The organism is Halorubrum sp. PV6 (assembly GCF_003990725.2).
GTDB lineage: Archaea > Halobacteriota > Halobacteria > Halobacteriales > Haloferacaceae > Halorubrum.
Genome location: NZ_CP030065.1, coordinates 1 through 15852 on the forward strand (window position 1 = coordinate 1; position 15852 = coordinate 15852).

Annotated in this window: 11 protein-coding genes and 5 pseudogenes; 10 read left to right on the plus strand and 6 right to left on the minus strand. The window is 57.2% G+C overall.

Translation table 11 applies throughout. The annotated features are described in order from the left end of the window. Positions 1-1470, plus strand: coding sequence for an orc1/cdc6 family replication initiation protein (locus tag DOS48_RS27730; protein WP_210755423.1), 1470 nt, complete (start codon positions 1-3; stop codon positions 1468-1470). Between the two features lie 960 nt (positions 1471-2430). Here the strand turns inward: DOS48_RS27730 and DOS48_RS27735 are convergent. Both DOS48_RS27735 and DOS48_RS27740 read right to left on the minus strand, forming a co-directional pair. Continuing rightward, the gene (locus DOS48_RS27735; RefSeq protein ID WP_168654286.1) at positions 2431-2754 is read right to left on the minus strand and encodes a hypothetical protein; all 324 of its coding nucleotides are present in this window, start codon (positions 2752-2754) and stop codon (positions 2431-2433) included. Positions 2755-3097: 343 nt separating this feature from the next. Then, positions 3098-3928, minus strand: a complete 831-nt coding sequence (locus tag DOS48_RS27740) for a hypothetical protein (RefSeq protein ID WP_168654287.1) — start codon at positions 3926-3928, stop codon at positions 3098-3100. 115 nt (positions 3929-4043) lie between these two features. Here DOS48_RS27740 and DOS48_RS27745 point away from each other — a divergent pair, with 115 nt between their 5' ends. Then, positions 4044-4532 carry an ArsR family transcriptional regulator gene (locus DOS48_RS27745; RefSeq protein WP_168654288.1) on the plus strand — a complete coding sequence of 163 codons (489 nt, stop codon included), beginning with the start codon at positions 4044-4046 and terminating at the stop codon, positions 4530-4532. Between the two features lie 60 nt (positions 4533-4592). Here DOS48_RS27745 and DOS48_RS29430 read toward each other — a convergent pair. Next, positions 4593-4706 (minus strand): annotated as a pseudogene (locus DOS48_RS29430) (transcriptional regulator); the annotation flags it as partial. On the opposite strand from DOS48_RS29430, the pseudogene DOS48_RS27755 reads away from it, so the two are divergent. The 3 genes and pseudogenes from DOS48_RS27755 to DOS48_RS27765 form a co-directional block, all read left to right on the plus strand. Then, a pseudogene (locus DOS48_RS27755) lies at positions 4700-5053 on the plus strand (zinc ribbon domain-containing protein); the annotation flags it as partial. The pseudogenes DOS48_RS29430 and DOS48_RS27755 sit on opposite strands and share 7 nt — an antisense overlap. A gap of 44 nt (positions 5054-5097) precedes the next feature. Next, positions 5098-7761, plus strand: a complete 2664-nt coding sequence (locus DOS48_RS27760) for a PAS domain S-box protein (protein WP_168654289.1) — start codon at positions 5098-5100, stop codon at positions 7759-7761. A gap of 35 nt (positions 7762-7796) precedes the next feature. Further along, positions 7797-8012, plus strand: a pseudogene (locus DOS48_RS27765) (zinc ribbon domain-containing protein); the annotation flags it as partial. Between the two features lie 82 nt (positions 8013-8094). On the opposite strand, the gene DOS48_RS27770 reads toward DOS48_RS27765, so the two are convergent. From DOS48_RS27770 to DOS48_RS27780, 3 genes and pseudogenes are all read right to left on the minus strand, one after another. Beyond that, positions 8095-8925 carry a type IV toxin-antitoxin system AbiEi family antitoxin gene (locus DOS48_RS27770; RefSeq protein ID WP_168654290.1) on the minus strand — a complete coding sequence of 277 codons (831 nt, stop codon included), beginning with the start codon at positions 8923-8925 and terminating at the stop codon, positions 8095-8097. A 230-nt stretch (positions 8926-9155) separates the two neighbouring features. Then, positions 9156-9377 (minus strand): annotated as a pseudogene (locus DOS48_RS29435) (hypothetical protein). Between the two features lie 292 nt (positions 9378-9669). Further along, a pseudogene (locus DOS48_RS27780) lies at positions 9670-9852 on the minus strand (hypothetical protein); the annotation flags it as partial. A 163-nt stretch (positions 9853-10015) separates the two neighbouring features. Between DOS48_RS27780 and DOS48_RS27785 the strand changes: the two are divergent. The 5 genes from DOS48_RS27785 to DOS48_RS27805 all read left to right on the plus strand — a co-directional run bounded on the left by DOS48_RS27785 (position 10016) and on the right by DOS48_RS27805 (position 14899). Then, positions 10016-10252 carry a hypothetical protein gene (locus tag DOS48_RS27785; RefSeq protein ID WP_168654598.1) on the plus strand — a complete coding sequence of 79 codons (237 nt, stop codon included), beginning with the start codon at positions 10016-10018 and terminating at the stop codon, positions 10250-10252. Positions 10253-10445: 193 nt separating this feature from the next. Continuing rightward, on the plus strand, positions 10446-10733 hold the full coding sequence (locus tag DOS48_RS27790; protein WP_168654291.1) for a DUF211 domain-containing protein: 288 nt from the start codon (positions 10446-10448) through the stop codon (positions 10731-10733). 8 nt (positions 10734-10741) lie between these two features. Next, the gene (locus tag DOS48_RS27795; protein ID WP_168654292.1) at positions 10742-11323 is read left to right on the plus strand and encodes a VIT1/CCC1 transporter family protein; all 582 of its coding nucleotides are present in this window, start codon (positions 10742-10744) and stop codon (positions 11321-11323) included. Continuing rightward, complete coding sequence (locus DOS48_RS27800; protein WP_394353609.1) at positions 11320-13971, plus strand: cation-translocating P-type ATPase; 2652 nt, start codon at positions 11320-11322, stop codon at positions 13969-13971. Before DOS48_RS27795 ends, DOS48_RS27800 begins: the two co-directional genes overlap by 4 nt. Beyond that, positions 13961-14899: a calcium/sodium antiporter gene (locus DOS48_RS27805; RefSeq protein WP_168654294.1), complete on the plus strand. Its 939-nt coding sequence runs from the start codon at positions 13961-13963 to the stop codon at positions 14897-14899. Before DOS48_RS27800 ends, DOS48_RS27805 begins: the two co-directional genes overlap by 11 nt. Positions 14900-15852: the final 953 nt, after the last annotated feature.

Below are 15852 nucleotides of genomic sequence, written 5' to 3' on the forward strand. Positions count from 1 at the left end.
ATGGGTACTGACGACTCCGATGATTCCGCAGAGGAACCGAGACCATCGGAGGACGAACCGACGGCTCAAGCTGAGCTGTCGAGTACGTCGCAGTCGGAGCCATCGCGACAGTCCTCATCGTCTCACATCACAAATGGAGACTCACAACCCGAGGATGAGACTGACTCCGAGAAGCCATCGCAGTCGATCGAGGACATGCTCCTCGAGTTCGACGATCAGGACGGGCTGATTCGGGACCGAGCGCTACTCGATCCCAATTATGTTGTTGAAGAGGACCGCATCGTGGGTCGCGACAAGCAACTCCAAGAGGTCACCAAGATGCTTCGAGTTGCGCTTGGCGACAATCGACCACCGAACCTATTTCTCTACGGACCATCTGGAACGGGCAAATCGTTAATCACGAAGGCTGTTTGCCATAATATTAGTCGTATCTGTGAGAGCCGTGATATCCAGTTCGGCACTGTTGAAGTGAACTGCCAGGATCTGGATACGCTCGGTATTGCCGTGTATGAACTTGTTCAGCAGGCTGCCGACGCGGCAGGTGTCCCTGTCGAGGTTCCGAAACACGGTGTGGCGACGAAGGAGAAGTGGGACGAGCTCTATCGAATTGTCAACGAGCACTTCGACTCCGTTGTGTTCGTCCTCGATGAACTGGACATGCTCGTCGGCCGGCGAGACAAACAAGAGCCTGCATTTTCACGACTGCTGTATCAACTCTCCCGAGCTGGGGCAAACGACGAGTTGGACGCGTATATTTCGGTCGTTGCCATCTCAAACGACACGAAGATGATGGAGTCTGTCGGGAGCCGCGCTGTCAGTTCGTTTACGCCCGAAGACGTCCATTTTGACGACTACGACGCGAACCAACTCCAAGCAATTCTTCGACGTCGTCAAGATGCGTTCCATGACGACGTTGTCGACGATGACGTGATTCCACTCGCAGCGGCATTCGCAGCACAGACGCATGGTGACGCTAGGAAGGCGATCGATCTCATGCGGGTCGCCGGCGAATTAGCTGAACGTGAAGGTGACAGTCGCGTTCGTGAGAAACACGTCCGCACCGCACAGGAAAAGGTCGAGAAGAATCGGGTGTTGGAGGTCGTCCGCGGCATCAGTACACAAAAGAAGCTCTGTCTATACGCAACCGCAGCAGTCGCTTCTCAAACCGGGGGCGGGACCGCCAGGAGTACGACCGGCTATCGCGTGTATCAGTATCTGACTGACGCAATCGGCGCCGATCAGTACCACCAAGAAACGTACGTGAATAAGATGAAAGAACTCACGACGTATTCGCTGGTCGACTTCGAGCGACGGAGTCACGGTCCCAGCTCTGGGATGTTCCTCGAGTTCCAATTTGGAGAACACCCAGAGACGATTCTCGAAACACTTCGAGAAGATTCGCGTATTGAGGCGATTTTTGAGGATGAGGTCACCTCTGTCGTCAAAGCGCAGATCCGTAATCAGACGTAGCAGAAATTTCAGTCATATTGTAGCTAGCTGTCCCCTTCGTGCTCCTTTATCGAGGTTTTCTCTGAGCAACTCGCCACGACCTACCTAATGAGTGGTTTCCAGTGCTCTGTTGAATAGCGGTGTTGACCGAGGAGGTCAAAATTTGAGTCGGTTTGTCAGCGATTGACGCTAGTGGTCTCAAGATCGGCATCGTCTCACCATGGCTCAGAGGTCGCTATTCAACACAGCAGTTTCCAGTAGTTTCCGTACACCCCTCTATCGATGTGTTCGATGTGTCTGCTATCAAGCCACATTCTCTATCTTCTTCAATTGACATTCTTCCTACATCCCCTTTTTCCATTAGCACTCGTATACACCCCTCTATCGATGTGTATTGGTTGTCTGTTACCGGGCCACAATTGTTATCTGAGTCACCTATTTGAGGCCAATTAATGCGTTTCCATTAGCACTCGTATACACCCCTCTATCGATGTGTAATTCACCGCTAGAGCCGTCAAAACGAATATATTCGGGGGATAATTATCAGGCGCTAACCCGATCTATCCAGTCTTGTTGACCTAAGCGACCGACAGCCAACCGCTTGCTCAGAATCTCTATTGACGTGTTCATAAGAACTAGTTCTTGTCGACACCCCTCTATCGATGTGTTCAGGAGATCGCATTCAAATACACCCCCCTATCGATGTGTAACGCAGAATTGGCGGCCCTCAAGTATATTTACGTATCTGTGATCAAAACTAGCTGTTCCCCTCCCCCCGGAATCGAAGTGTAATTCTGCTGTCCTGCTGTTCGCTGCGCCAGTTCCCATAGCATCCCCGGCCACTGAAATGATGTTTTGCACGCTTAACTACCGAAGGAGATTTTGAAACCGTCTCCCTACAGAAGTCGCATTCGACTTTGACGGGCATGGTTCGGCTTCTCGCCGACCATTAGATACCGTCATCACTACTGAATGTCAGGGCTACTCGTCAGGGTTGACCGGCCCTTTATATTGAGAACGGATACTTTCACCATCTCTCCACTGCCAGTAGTAGTAGCGATTGTCGTTGATCTCCTTGATCGTGATCGTGGCCTTCGCCGGTACGTCATCCGGAAGATCGTCTGGTCGCTCTTCGACCTCCTCTTGGTCTGCCGACTCCTCGAGACGGGACTCTCGATCCTTGTACTCGGCGAGCGCTTCAGCGTACGTCGCAACGCCTCGCAGCTGCTCTGGCCCCGACTCGTTGAGCGTATTGACGATCTCCGTCGGGAGGTTCGCTGGTGGGGTCGGGGGTTCGTAGGACATCGACTACTCTCGTGTTAACCAACACGACCCGCGAATCCATAGTTTTGTTGGTTAAGCCGGTGGAGAGGGTTCTTGCACCTGCTGGATGTAACACTACTCGAAACTGCTGTGTTGAATAGCGGTGTTGACCGAGGGGGTCGAAATTTGAGTCGGTTTGCTAGTGGTTGACGCAAGTGGCCGCAAGATCGGTATTGTCTCATCTGGCTCAGAGGTCGCTATTCAACACAGCACTCGAAACTTCTGCTCTGTTGAATAGCGGTGTTGACCGAGGAGGTCAAAATTTGAGTCGGTTTGTTAGCGGTTGACGCTAGTGGTCTCAAGATCGGCATCGTCTCACCATGGCTCAGAGGTCGCTATTCAACAGAGCAGAGACTTCTTCTTCCTGGCTCGCTTCCCACTCTGGACGTGGTGTCGGAGATGGGAGTTCGTCAACCGCCGTTCGGAGTTCGTCTTCTGTCGTCCACGGGAAGCATCGATCGTGGAGTTCGAATTTACGGAATTTGTTGAGATGGACCCAACTGTACGTTGCCGGCTCTTCGTCCTCATCTGCCCGCTCGTCGATCACATCCCACAACTCCTGTTCGTCGATGTCGAGACCGCTCTCTTGGGCGCGATCGGCGAGCGACTCGACGTTTGCTTGGACTTCATCCGCCGACAGATCGTCTGTGAACGCTATCTCAAGGGCGGCCTGAATGACGTGCTGTGGCGAATCAAGGTTCTCGTCAGTCACCCACGCGTAATCACGTGGAAACACGTACGACTTATCAAAATACGGCGGGTCATCGATCTCGCCCAATTCAGGCGCCTCCCCACCACTCTCCTTCTCGAAGACCCCAACGATGTAGTCGCTGTACGTCGCGAGCAACGAAAACATGATATCGAACGTATTGAGGCGGTCAGTCGGAAGTTCGAGAAGGTCACCCATGATGAACGGATAGGCACCGAGCTGCTTCGTGAGTTCGTTCTGGACGGCGCGAAGCCGGCGGATATAGGGGTCGCGATAGCTCCCGAGGATGAAATACGATGTCCGTTGACTCCAGAGATACGGCAATTCACGCTGGGTGAACCGCCAAATCTCCCGTTTCTCTGCAGGCTCAAGTTCGATGCCCCCGACGGCCTCGTGAACAACGGTCATAATCTCCCCAGCGTCCGGCGGCGGGCTTGGGTCGGTCATTAGCTGCTGATTCAAACCACACTACCTTATCCCTTCTGAATCACTTTGGTTTTTTCTAGATTAACCAACTTGGATGACCCTAACTGTTATAGCGTCCTACCTCGTACCAGCACGTATGAGCGAAACCGACACTGGTGCGGCCGATGCAGGGCCGTTCGCGGAACAGCAGCGGCTGTTCAAGCTGCTGTCCCAGGACACACGCCATCTCATCATCCAGGAGCTGCTGGGCCATCGCGCCCATTTGATGTCGCTCGCCGAACTCGAGTATATGACTGGGAAGAGTCAGGCGGCCATCAAAGACCAGTTGGAGACGTTGATCGACGCCGGGCTCCTCGCACGCTACACGTACGATCCAAGCGAGGGAAAACGTGATCTCCCCTCCCAGTTCTACGGATTTACCGAGCGGGGCGTCGAGGTCCTCCACGACTACAAGTATCTCCGCGGCCTCCCGGTCGCACGCGCTCTCTACGAAAACACGCGTAAGACCGAGAAAATCGAGCGCCACGAATCAGCGCCCCGTCCGGAGCTTCCGGATGCCGTCGCGGAAGCCCTCGAGTTCGACGAGCCCGATCTCGACGCCGTCGATAGTGGTCCACCCCGATAGTTCGTCATCGAACAGCACGTTCTGACACTCCAGAGTAGGTACGTTGACTTCGTATCTAGGTCAGGACTCTGTCGGCTCCAGCGTGGCTGGCTCGACGTTGGTCCGGAGGCGATACGTACTGTCTGTTGACCAGTTGTCGGGTCGCGTCGGGTCCAGCAACGAGTAGCCACTCGTGGGCGTTCGACCGTATCTACTACTACCTCGAATATAAAGTCGAGATGTGCGGTGTAGGGGTACTGAAAGAGAACGAGTGGAACACCTCGAAAACGTGTTCACGGTGTGGGGACGACACAAAATCGAACCGTGTCGAACGTGGCCTGTACATTTGCTCGTCGTGCGAGTTAGTAGCCAACGCGGATTGTGACAGAGCGGAGAATATGCGCCAGAGGATAACTCCGAGTCCTCACGGAGAGGATAGGAGCTACGGCTGTGTGGCACAGCCATCGACATACTTGTTCGACCCTGCGGCACGGGAAGCCTCGCCGTTTACGGCGAGGAGGATGTCACTTGGATTCCAATAATTATAGCATGCTGGGATGCCAGTATAGAGTAATAACTCATTAAAATGGGTACGCACACCAAACCAGTTCGGATCCTCCACGTCGACGACGAGCCGGAACTTGCAGAATTAGTCGCAGTGTACCTCCAGCGCGAAGACGACCGCTTTGATATTGAGTCCGTACGGAACGCCGAGGACGGTCTCGAACGACTCGGTGAGGCTGAGTTTGACTGTATCGTCTCCGACCATGACATGCCGGGTCGAAACGGAATCGAGTTCCTGAAAGCGGTTCGAAGCGACTACTCTGACCTTCCATTTATTCTCTTTACCGGAAAGGGGAGCGAAGAAGTTGCAAGCGAGGCGATTTCAGCGGGTGTAACGGGGTATCTCCAGAAAGAAACTGGGACCGACCAGTACGTCGTGCTTGCGAACCGCATTACCAACGTCACGAACAAGCACCGCGCAGAGAAGGAGGCCGAACAGATTCGAACCCGACTGGAAGCGATCACCGCAAACTCGAACGATCTCATTCTCACCGTCGACGCAACACGGACTATCCGGTTTGTGAACGATGCCGTCGAAGAGTTGTTCGGGTACGAGCCAGACGCTCTGTCCGGTGAGCCGTTGACTACTCTCCTCCCGACTCGGTATCAAGAGAGTCAATCGGATGTACTTACTCAGCTACTGGACGGCGGTGAACACACCCGAGCTCGGACCGCCACAGAACTCACTGGCCAACACAAAGACGGACACGAGATCCCGATCTCTGCCTCGTTCAGTGCATTCGAGGAGGACGGCGATCGGCGGTTTATCGGCGTGATTCGTGACATCTCGGACCGCGTCGACATGGAGAATGAGCTCCGCGAGCGCGAACAGCGATTCCGGCAGATGGCCGAGAACATCCAAGAGATGGTTTGGATGACGGATCCGCAGACCGGAGAGGTGCTCTACGTGAACCCAGCTTACGAGGCGATCTGGGGGCAATCAGTGGACAGCCTGTATCAGAATCCGCAGTCGTTTTTCGACGCGATTCACCCCGCTGATCGGGACCGTGTCGAGGACATCGCCGACCCCCACGCCCCCGATGCTTACGAGGAAGAATATCGGATCGCCCGCCCCGACGGCGAAATGCGATGGATCTACGACAGAGCCGTGCCAGTCACGGACGAATCCGGAGACATTTACCGAACCGTTGGCATTGCCTCGGACGTCACCGATCGAAAAACCCGCGAAATAGAGTACGACCGAGTTGCTGAACTCCTCGGACACACCGAGCGGATCGCAGACGTCGGTGGGTGGGAGATCGATCCCGAGACCGAGGAGGTCTTTTGGTCCGCCCATCTCTTTGATATCCTCGGGTGGGAAAGCGAAGACGAACCGCCACTGGAGGAGGCGCTCGATGTCTACCTCGAACAAGATCGATCACGCGTCAGCGACGCGGTCGAGGACGCTCTTACGACGGGTGAGCCGTTCGCTGTGGAGGCCCGGATTCAACATCCGGACGGCAGTATCCGCTGGCTGAACGTTCGCGGTGAGCCACGCGTCAACGACGGTGCTGTCGTTACGCTCCGCGGGGCAGTCCACGACATCACAGAACAGAAACGCCGTGAGGAGGTTCTCCGTGAACTGTATGAGACCACGTCGGACCGGCACAAGTCGTTTGATGAGAAAGTACAGACACTCCTTGAACTCGGACGGAGAGAACTCGACACAGAGTACGGAACCCTCTCGAAGATCCGCGGTGACGAGTATATTTTCGAGTTTGTCGATGCGGAGGATGATAGTATCCAGGTAGGTGACGTGGTTCCGGTTTCAGCGACAAACTGTGAATTAGTCGCCAGCACGGAGCAAACCCTCGTGCTTGGTGACATTCAACGGGATGCGCCAGGCGAGACCGACCGCGATGGCTTCTCCGAGTGGGGGATCTCCTGTTACATCGGGGCTCCGGTGTTCGTTGATAACGACGTCTACGGTACCTTCTGTTTCTATGATACAACGCCTAGGGACGGCCAATTTTCTGAATGGCAGGAGACCGTCGTCGATCTGATGAGTACATGGGTCAGTAGCGCACTACAGCAGCAGCAGGTGACCAACCAGCTACGGGCACAGAACAGGCAATTAAATCAGTTTGCAGGGGTCGTGGCTCATGACCTTCGGAACCCATTAAACGTCGTCAGAGGGCGATTAGAACTCGCTCGCAGTGAAGTCGAAAGCGAACACCTCCAGATTGCAGAGCAGGCAGCCGAGCGGATGGAGGAACTGATTGATGACCTCCTTCTACTCGGGCGAGCCGGCGAGCAGGTCGGTGAGTTGGAACCAGTGAATCTAACAGAGCTGATACACAACTGTTGGCAGAACGTCTCGACTGGCGATGCAACGCTTACGGTAGAGAGCACGCGGCGGATATATGCGGACAGTAGCCGTCTTCAACAACTCTTCGAGAACCTGCTTCGAAACGCAATCGAGCATGGTGGCGAGGGCGTCTCTATCGTGGTTGGCGAACTAGCCGATGGCTTTTATGTCGAAGACAGCGGCCCGGGTATTCCAGCAGACAAACGAGGTACCGTTTTCCAGCCTGGATACTCGACGGACGCCGATGGAACTGGGTTTGGGCTCATCATCGTCTCCCAAGTGGCACAGGCCCACGACTGGACGATACATGTGACTGACGGCCCGAAGGGCGGGGCGCGATTCGAGATCACTGGCGTCGATTTGATTCCAGAAGCCTGAGCGAACTACTTCACCACTTTCGCTCACGGTTTTTCGCGAACCGTGTCGAACGTGGATTGTACGTGTGCGACGACTGCGGGACGGTAGCGAACGCTGATGTGAACGGGGCCGAGAATATCCGACAGAAAGTATCTCCGAGTCCCGCCATGGATGGTGGTGATAGGAGTAATGGCTGGTTGGCACAGCCATCGACGTTCCTGTTTGACAAGAAGACTGGTGCGTTTGCACCTCAAGAACGGGCTACGTCGTAAACCACTATATCCCAACCCAGCGGTGCGGTGCCGTGGGAATCCTCGCGCTTCAGCGCGGGGAGGATGTCAATGATCATCGCGATCAGGACTCCGTCGGCTCCAGCGTGGCTGGCTCGACGTTGATTCGGAGGCGATACGTACTGTCGGTTGACCCGTTTTCGGGTCGCGTCGGGTCCAGCAACGAGTAGCCACTCGTGAACGACGCGACGAGTTCCTCGCGGGCGGGGAAGTCGATGCCGAGCTGGTCGGCGAGGTAGACGATCCGCTTGGTCGCCGCGCCGTTGTCGAGGCGCTCGAGGTACTCGCCGACCGTGTCCCAGTCGCAACCCCGTTCGTCGGCGGTGCGCATCGCGGTCGCAAGTTCCCGAAGGCCTCCACAGAACTTGGGGTGGTCCGCACAGTCGACCAGCGTCTTCTCCAGGTCGCTGACCTGAACGGTCGTGCCCTCGATGGATGTCGGCTCAAAGCCGAAGAACTTCCGCTCGGTGACTGTCGTGACGCGGTACGGGACACCGTGGATTTCTCGGCTTTGCGCTCGGGTCGGCGTGACGACGTACACCGTCCGGGGAACCTGTTCGGTCAGCCCGTGGTGGCTGAGGGCGCTGTAGTAGCCGATGTACATCGGCTCGGCGACGTGGGCGGCAATGAGGTACTCGTGGGTCGTGTACACGGCCTCCTCGCCGGCTGTGAGTGGAATGATGAGATACGTGCCCGGGAAGAGCCGGTCGAGCCAGCCCTTCTCGGTGAGTCGGGAGGCGATCTCGCGGGCGGTGTTTGGGGGGACCTCCAGCGTCGTCTCGATGTCGTCGACGGAGATGATTTGCTGACCCGCGCCAGCGAGTCGTGCAAGGAGTCGACTTTCTCGAGCCGAGAGACCCTGGCGTATATTTTGCGTCTGTTCTATTGTACTCATGCCTGCGCTTCTTACATAGAGTATAAACACGGGCCTGCTTTAGCCTTGCGACTGCCGCGGACGACGGAGACGAGCAGAATCGGTCTCGTGTAGAGCTGCGGAATGATAATTTGACATTTTGAACACCTGCTGCTGTCCGGCGATCTGAGTCACAGTTAGCGTACTCAATTCGCTGCTGGGACAAGCAAACGACCTCTTTCCGCGTTTCTAGATAAGAGCGTGAACAGAGATTACTCTTTGTCCTCACGTAGCTCTTCAGCCTTCCACTTGAGTCGACGCAGAATCTGCGTTCGATTCTGATGGATGTTCTCGTAGGCAACACACTCTTACAGGGTTTCCATATCCGGGTTCGTCGCGACATCGGCCTTGATCGATCGGTAATTCGGTGCTCCAAGACGTTTCTCAGGTGGGAATTCGTCGTCACTCCCGTCGCTAATCGTGGACTGTTCCATCTCGGTAGCCCTCCACCTCTCTAGGGCGAGAAAACAGAACAGACGACTACGTCATTGATGCGGTGTCAGCCCATCACCCCTTGGAACCGCTCACGATGCGCGTCTTCGCGCTCTTCGAACTGCTCGACTTTCTACTGTGTCGTTGCTGACGCGCCCGATGTTCGAGAGCATCCGTTCTCGCCCGCTGGTGATGCTTGTGACTTGTCGGCGCCTTCAGCCTCCGGCTATTAATATAGAATCTGGGGGCTCTGTTGAAATCCCCTTCTTCAGATAGGTTCTTGCCTGAAACAACTGGTCGCTCTTCGACCTCTTCTTGATCTGCCGACTCCTTGAGACGGGACTCTCGTTCCTTGTGCTTGGCGAGCGCTTCAGCGTACGTCGCAACGTCTCGTAGCTGCTCCGGCTCCGACTCGTTGAGCGTGGTGACGATCTCTGTCGGGAGATTCGCTGGTGTGGTCGAGGGTTCGTAGGACATCAGCTACTCTCGTGTTAACCAACACGTCCTACGGGTCCGTAGTTTTGTTGGTTAAGACGATGGAGACGGCTCTCGCAATTGCTGGCTGTATCTCTGCTCGAAACTTCATTATAAAGGTAGTTACCCCATTACTAATCTCTCCGACAACAGGTATTCAAACATGGTGGACCGCACTGGAAGATATACAATCGTCGACGAGTGCAACAACCACGGAACGGTCATGCTCCGTGAGTATCCACGCAACGAGACGCTGTATGTCGTCGAGTACGACGACCCTGACGTAGAAGAGATGTTATCGTCGCTTGACGCCGGGACAGTCGTGGAAATCGACCTTCGACGTGCGGGCCGACGAGGGAACGCGTGGTGTGCCGAATCCGTGCAGCCCGTGGAACTACTGTGACACCGGCGTCACGTAGTCCCGCGGCCGACCAGACCCTTGTCCCGTTTTGAGTATCTAAAGACGAATGGGTGGCCGTTATCGACGACACACCGGAATCGGACGCTGGAGACTGACGCTAAGTTCTCCCTCCCACAAGCCAGAGTACAGGAGTGACCCCCGATATTAACCCAGTCGGTCATCTAGCCACACACAAATGACACCTGTGAGACGGCTCGTGCTGGATCTGTTGAAGCCACACGATCCAGATGTTGTCACGTTTGCTGAATCGGTTGCCGACTGTGGGGGCGTCTCCGGCGTAAATATCGTCTTGGTGGAGACCGACAAAGAGGTTCAAAACGTGAAACTGACTATCGAAGGTGACTCAATCCCGGTCGACCGTGTTCACGAGACGGTTGAGGACCTCGGCGGAACGGTCCATTCTATCGATGAAGTGGTCTGTGGGGATATTATAGTCGAGGAGAGCGAAACGCCACAGGACTGAACACGTTCATGCTCTCCCGACTGAAACGCTTGCAGAGAGCGCTAACACGCGATGATGTCCGCTCCATCTCGCGGCGATACTTCATCTCGAACGGGTTCGATGGCGCCCTCACCAGCGTCGGGGTCACTGTCGGCTCGTATCTCTCGGGCGTCCCCGACGGGCTGACCGTGTTCAAAATCGGCATCGGGGCAGCGATCGGGCTGGGCACATCTGGCGTCTGGAGCGTCTGGGAGATCGAGCGGGCGGAGAAGCGAGCCGAACTCATGCGCATCGAGCACGCGATGTTAACCGACCTCGACGAGACACGGATTCAGCGTCAGAAAGCCGGTGCTCGTCGGATAAACGCGTTGATGAGCGGTATCGGGCCAGTCATCGGCGTCGTACTCCCGATGATCCCATTCCTCTTCGAGGAACCGTTCCTCGGTATGCGCGACGCCACACTGGTTTCTATCAGCGTCGCAGTCGCCATCCTCTTTCTATTCGGCGTGTACCTCGCCGATATCTCCGAGCAGAACTGGATCGTTGCCGGTGCCCGGATGGGCTTGGCGGGTATCGTCGTTGCGGTGCTAAACCTCATTCTCCCTGGATGAATATGACTTGGCACAATCGCTCCACCGATGTCGTATTTGACGATGTAGATAGCGACGCTGATGGACTCTCGACCGACGAGGCAGCGCGGCGGCTCGAAGAGGGTGGTGCTAACGAGATCACGAGTGAGGAAGGCCGGGACGCTCTCGAGGTGCTTGTCTCACAGTTTACCAGCGGGTTGGTGCTCGTCCTCATGGGCGCTGCGATACTCTCGATCACCGTCGGGCACGTCGTCGACGCCGTCCTCATCACGATCATCCTGCTCGCCAACGGCGTCTTCGGATTCGTTCAGGAGTACCGAGCCGAGCAGAGCCTCGAGGCACTTCGGAAACTAACCGCTCCAAGCGTGACAGTCTACCGCGACGGAACGCGCCAGGAGGTCGACATCATGGAAATCGTTCCAGGGGACGTGCTGGTGCTCGAACAGGGTGATGCTGTCCCGGCAGATAGCCGGATTGTGGAGTCGATAAGCCTGCAGATCGACGAGGCTCCCCTGACCGGCGAGAGCGTTCCCGTCGAGAAATCCACAGAGGTACTCGACAGTGAGACGCCGCTGGCCGAACGCGAGAACATGGTCTACCGGGGGACAACCGTCACTCGTGGCCGGGGCGAGGCGGTCGTCGTCGAGGCCGGCATGGCCACAGAGATGGGCACCATCGCGACCGAACTTGCGGCGGCCGAAACGCGCCAGACGCCCCTCCAGCGCGACCTGGATCGCCTCGGACGACGGATCGGCGTCGGCGTCCTCGTGCTCTCGGCCCTCGTCGTTCCTTTGTTGATGCTTCGCGATACCGCCCTTCTGTCTGCGGCCCTGACGGCCATCTCGCTGGCGGTCGCCGCTATCCCGGAGGGATTGCCTGCAGTCGTCACGCTGACACTGGCGCTTGGCGTCCAGCAGATGGCTGACGAGAACGCCCTCGTCCGGACCCTCCCCGCGGTCGAGTCACTCGGCTCGGTGGAGGTCGTCTGCACCGACAAGACTGGCACACTTACCGAGGGGAGGATGCACGTCGACCGCTTCTGGGTTCATGACGAGGTGATTGAAGACGGGTTCGATCCGGCAGACGACCGCGTGGGCACCCTGCTCCGGATCGGAGCGCTGTGTAATGACGCCGATGATGAGCGAGGCGAACCGACCGAGCAGGCCTTGTGCCAGGCCGCTATTGAGGTCGGTATCGACGTCGACGCACTCCGGAACGACACCCCCCGGAAAGACGAGGTTCCCTTCTCGTCGGACCGCAAGCGGATGGCCACAGTTCACACCGACCGTATCCGGGTGAAAGGTGCGCCCGAAGTCGTTCTAGAACGGTCGACGCGCGTCTTGACCGCCAGTGGCGTCGAGGATCTGGACGACACGACGCGCACACAGATCCGAGAACAGGTCGAGACGTTCGCCGACGACGCGCTGCGCGTCCTCGGGTTCGCTTTCAAGCCGACTGACGACGGTGGCGATCCCGAAGAGAACCTGGTGTTTGTCGGCCTCCAAGGACTCATCGACCCGGCCCGGACCGAGGTCGCAGACGCCATTGCGGAGACCCACGCCGCGGGTATCGACGTGAAGATGATTACAGGCGACAATCGTCACACAGCGCGGGCCATCGGACGCGATATCGGCATCGAGTCCGACGTCCTGACTGGCCCGGAGCTGGACGCAATGGACGACGCCGAGTTACGCGACTGCGTCGAAGAGGTGGACATCTACGCCCGGGCGACACCGAGTCACAAGGTGCGTATCCTGCGCGCGCTCCAAGACGACGGGCGGACGGTCGCGATGACGGGCGACGGTGTCAACGACGCACCCGCACTCAAGAATGCCGACGTCGGTATCGCCATGGGCGTCCGGGGGGCAGATGTCGCCAAGCAGGCGAGCGACATCATCCTCCTTGACGACAACTACGCGACCATCAAGAACGCAATCCGGCGTGGACGGACCATCTTCGACAATATCTGGAAATTCGTCGCCTACCTTCTATCGGCCAACCTCGCAGAGGTACTACTCGTGTTCGTCGCGTCCCTCTTTGGCTACCTCATCCTCCCCGCCGTCCAGTTACTCTGGATCAACCTGCTGACGGACGGCCTCCCAGCACTCGCACTCGGTGCCGACTCCGCGTCCGACGACGTGATGCGCCGAGAACCCCGCGAGTCCACCGGCGGCATCATCGATCGACCGATGGCCACGCTTATCGGTGGCGTCGGTCTGACAACTACCGTCGTTCTCCTCGGCGTGATGTTTCTCACGCTCGACGGCGCATCGACAGTGACGCCGTACGTCATGTCGATGGTGTTCACGGGGTTCGTCGTCTTCGAGTTCGCCAAACTGTACGTGGTTCGCTGGTCCCGGGGAACGTCGCCGCTGACGAACCGCTGGCTGGCGGGGGCCGTCCTCGCGTCGTTCGTGTTGCATCTGTCAGTGCTGTACACGCCCCTGAATCAGTACTTCGGGACGGTCCCACTGGGCATCGGCGACTGGGGGCGTCTCCTAACGGCGCTCGCAGTCGCCTTCCCAGGATTCCTCGGAACTGCGTGGTACGTCCGGCAGTCGACTCGTGAACACTGGAGCACCCCGGACCGAGACGGCGACGGGTCACTCGGTCGGGAGGGTGACGAACAGTCGAAACGGGTATCGGAGGAGGAGCTCGATGCTCGTTGAACTCGGCCTGTTCGTCCTCGGCCTCGCGCTTCTCGTGTTCGGGGCAGATCGCGCCGTGACGTCGGCCGGTGACCTCGCGCTCTACTACGGCGTCTCGCCCTTCTTTATCGGCGTGACGCTCATCTCGGTCGGCACCTCTGTCCCGGAGATGGTTACGTCGGTCTACGCGGCCTACTACGGTGCCGGTGATCTCGTGGTGGGAAACATCGTCGGGTCGGAGACCGCACAGATCACGCTCGCCATCGCCGTGGTCGCGTTCATCGCGCCATTCGTCGTTGAGCGGCGCAACGTCCTCGTCTACGGCAGCGCAATGATTCTGGCGATGATCATCATGCTCCTCACGCTCGACGACGGCGTCATCGGTCGGTCAGAAGGGTTTCTGATGATGCTTGCCTACGTCCAGTTCATCCACACGCTCTATACGAACGAGGGCGGTGAGGAGATCGCCGAGGAAGTCATCGAGAAGGTCACGACACCGCGCGCTGAACTCCCGTGGATCATCGGCGGGCTGACGCTCGTCGTCGTGGGAGGCCAGCTCATGGTCACGAACGGCGTCGCGCTCGCGCGCCTAGCGGGCATTCCGGAGTACTTGATTGGTCTGCTCACCGGCCTCGGGACGACCCTGCCGGAGATCGTCGTGGCCGGCATCGCCGCCCACGAGGGCCGAAGCGGCATCTCCGTCGGCTCGATCCTCGGCAGCAACATCACCGACCCCGTCTTCTCGCTGGGTATCGGTGCGCTGTTTTTCGACGTGACCATTCAGGACGTCGCCGCCCTCCAAGGCTCACTCGTCTACATGCTCGTTGCGTCCGTGCTCGTGTTGGCTCTGTTCTACTGGCGGGAAGGGATCGATCGCCGGGCAGCTATCGTCTGCCTGCTCCTGTACCTCCCGACATTCGTCGTTATAAATATACCGGCGAGTCTGTAATTAAATCTGATAGGTGCTATTAACTCGAGGGAAACGCTGCTATCCCTGAAGAACGTGAAACAAGATATTGGGCGCAAGAGACCGATAAGGATTCCGTGCCATCGGGCACGTTCTGTTGACTGGGCCATGTGCGAAAAAAGTCGATCCATGGGCGCTACAGCCTGGATGCCGCGCTCCGCGGCATCCGGGAAAGCCCGAATAGGTGAATCTGGGTCTGTTGAAATCCTCAGCAAGTGATATATTCTGACCCAGCTGCGATTAATACAGACGGTGGACTTACTGTCTCCTAACGTCCCCTGATAGTACATGAGCGGGGAAAGCAAGACAGGACCGAGCGGGAAAGACACGGGAATAGGGATGGCGATTGGACTTGCGATTGGGGTCGCTATCGGTTCTGCTACAAATAATATCGGACTGTGGCTCGCTATCGGAGTGGCAATTGGTGCTGCAATTGGTGTCGGACTGAGTAATCGGGAATAGAACTGTATAATTCTTGATTGCGGAGTAGGCAGATCTACTGACCAGCTGTTTCACACGAGAACCTGTCTGAAGAAGAGGATTTCAACAGAGCCGTGAATCTCTACTTCACGTGCTGGCCTCCCGAGTCACACGAACGCCTCTCCAAACGATGATGACCACTGGCCGGGCAGACAGACGAGGGAGCTGAGGGCCGCCAAACCGGCGGCCCTCAGCGGTCGGTCGGAGCCTTTCTTTAGCATCTGCTATCGCTAGACAGCGACCGCACCGCACACACGTTTCGACCGCCTACTGGCTGTGAAACGAACAGATCCCCGGACGGCGAAATCATTTTGCCGCTAAACGTGGTTTGGTCCGCTAGCAGCGTTTCAATAGGTGAAATCCTCTTCTTCAGACAGATTTTACCTGAAACAGTCGGTCGATGAGAGCTACGTACAGATCGCTAACCCGAGGGATAGCCTATATCGAATTATATC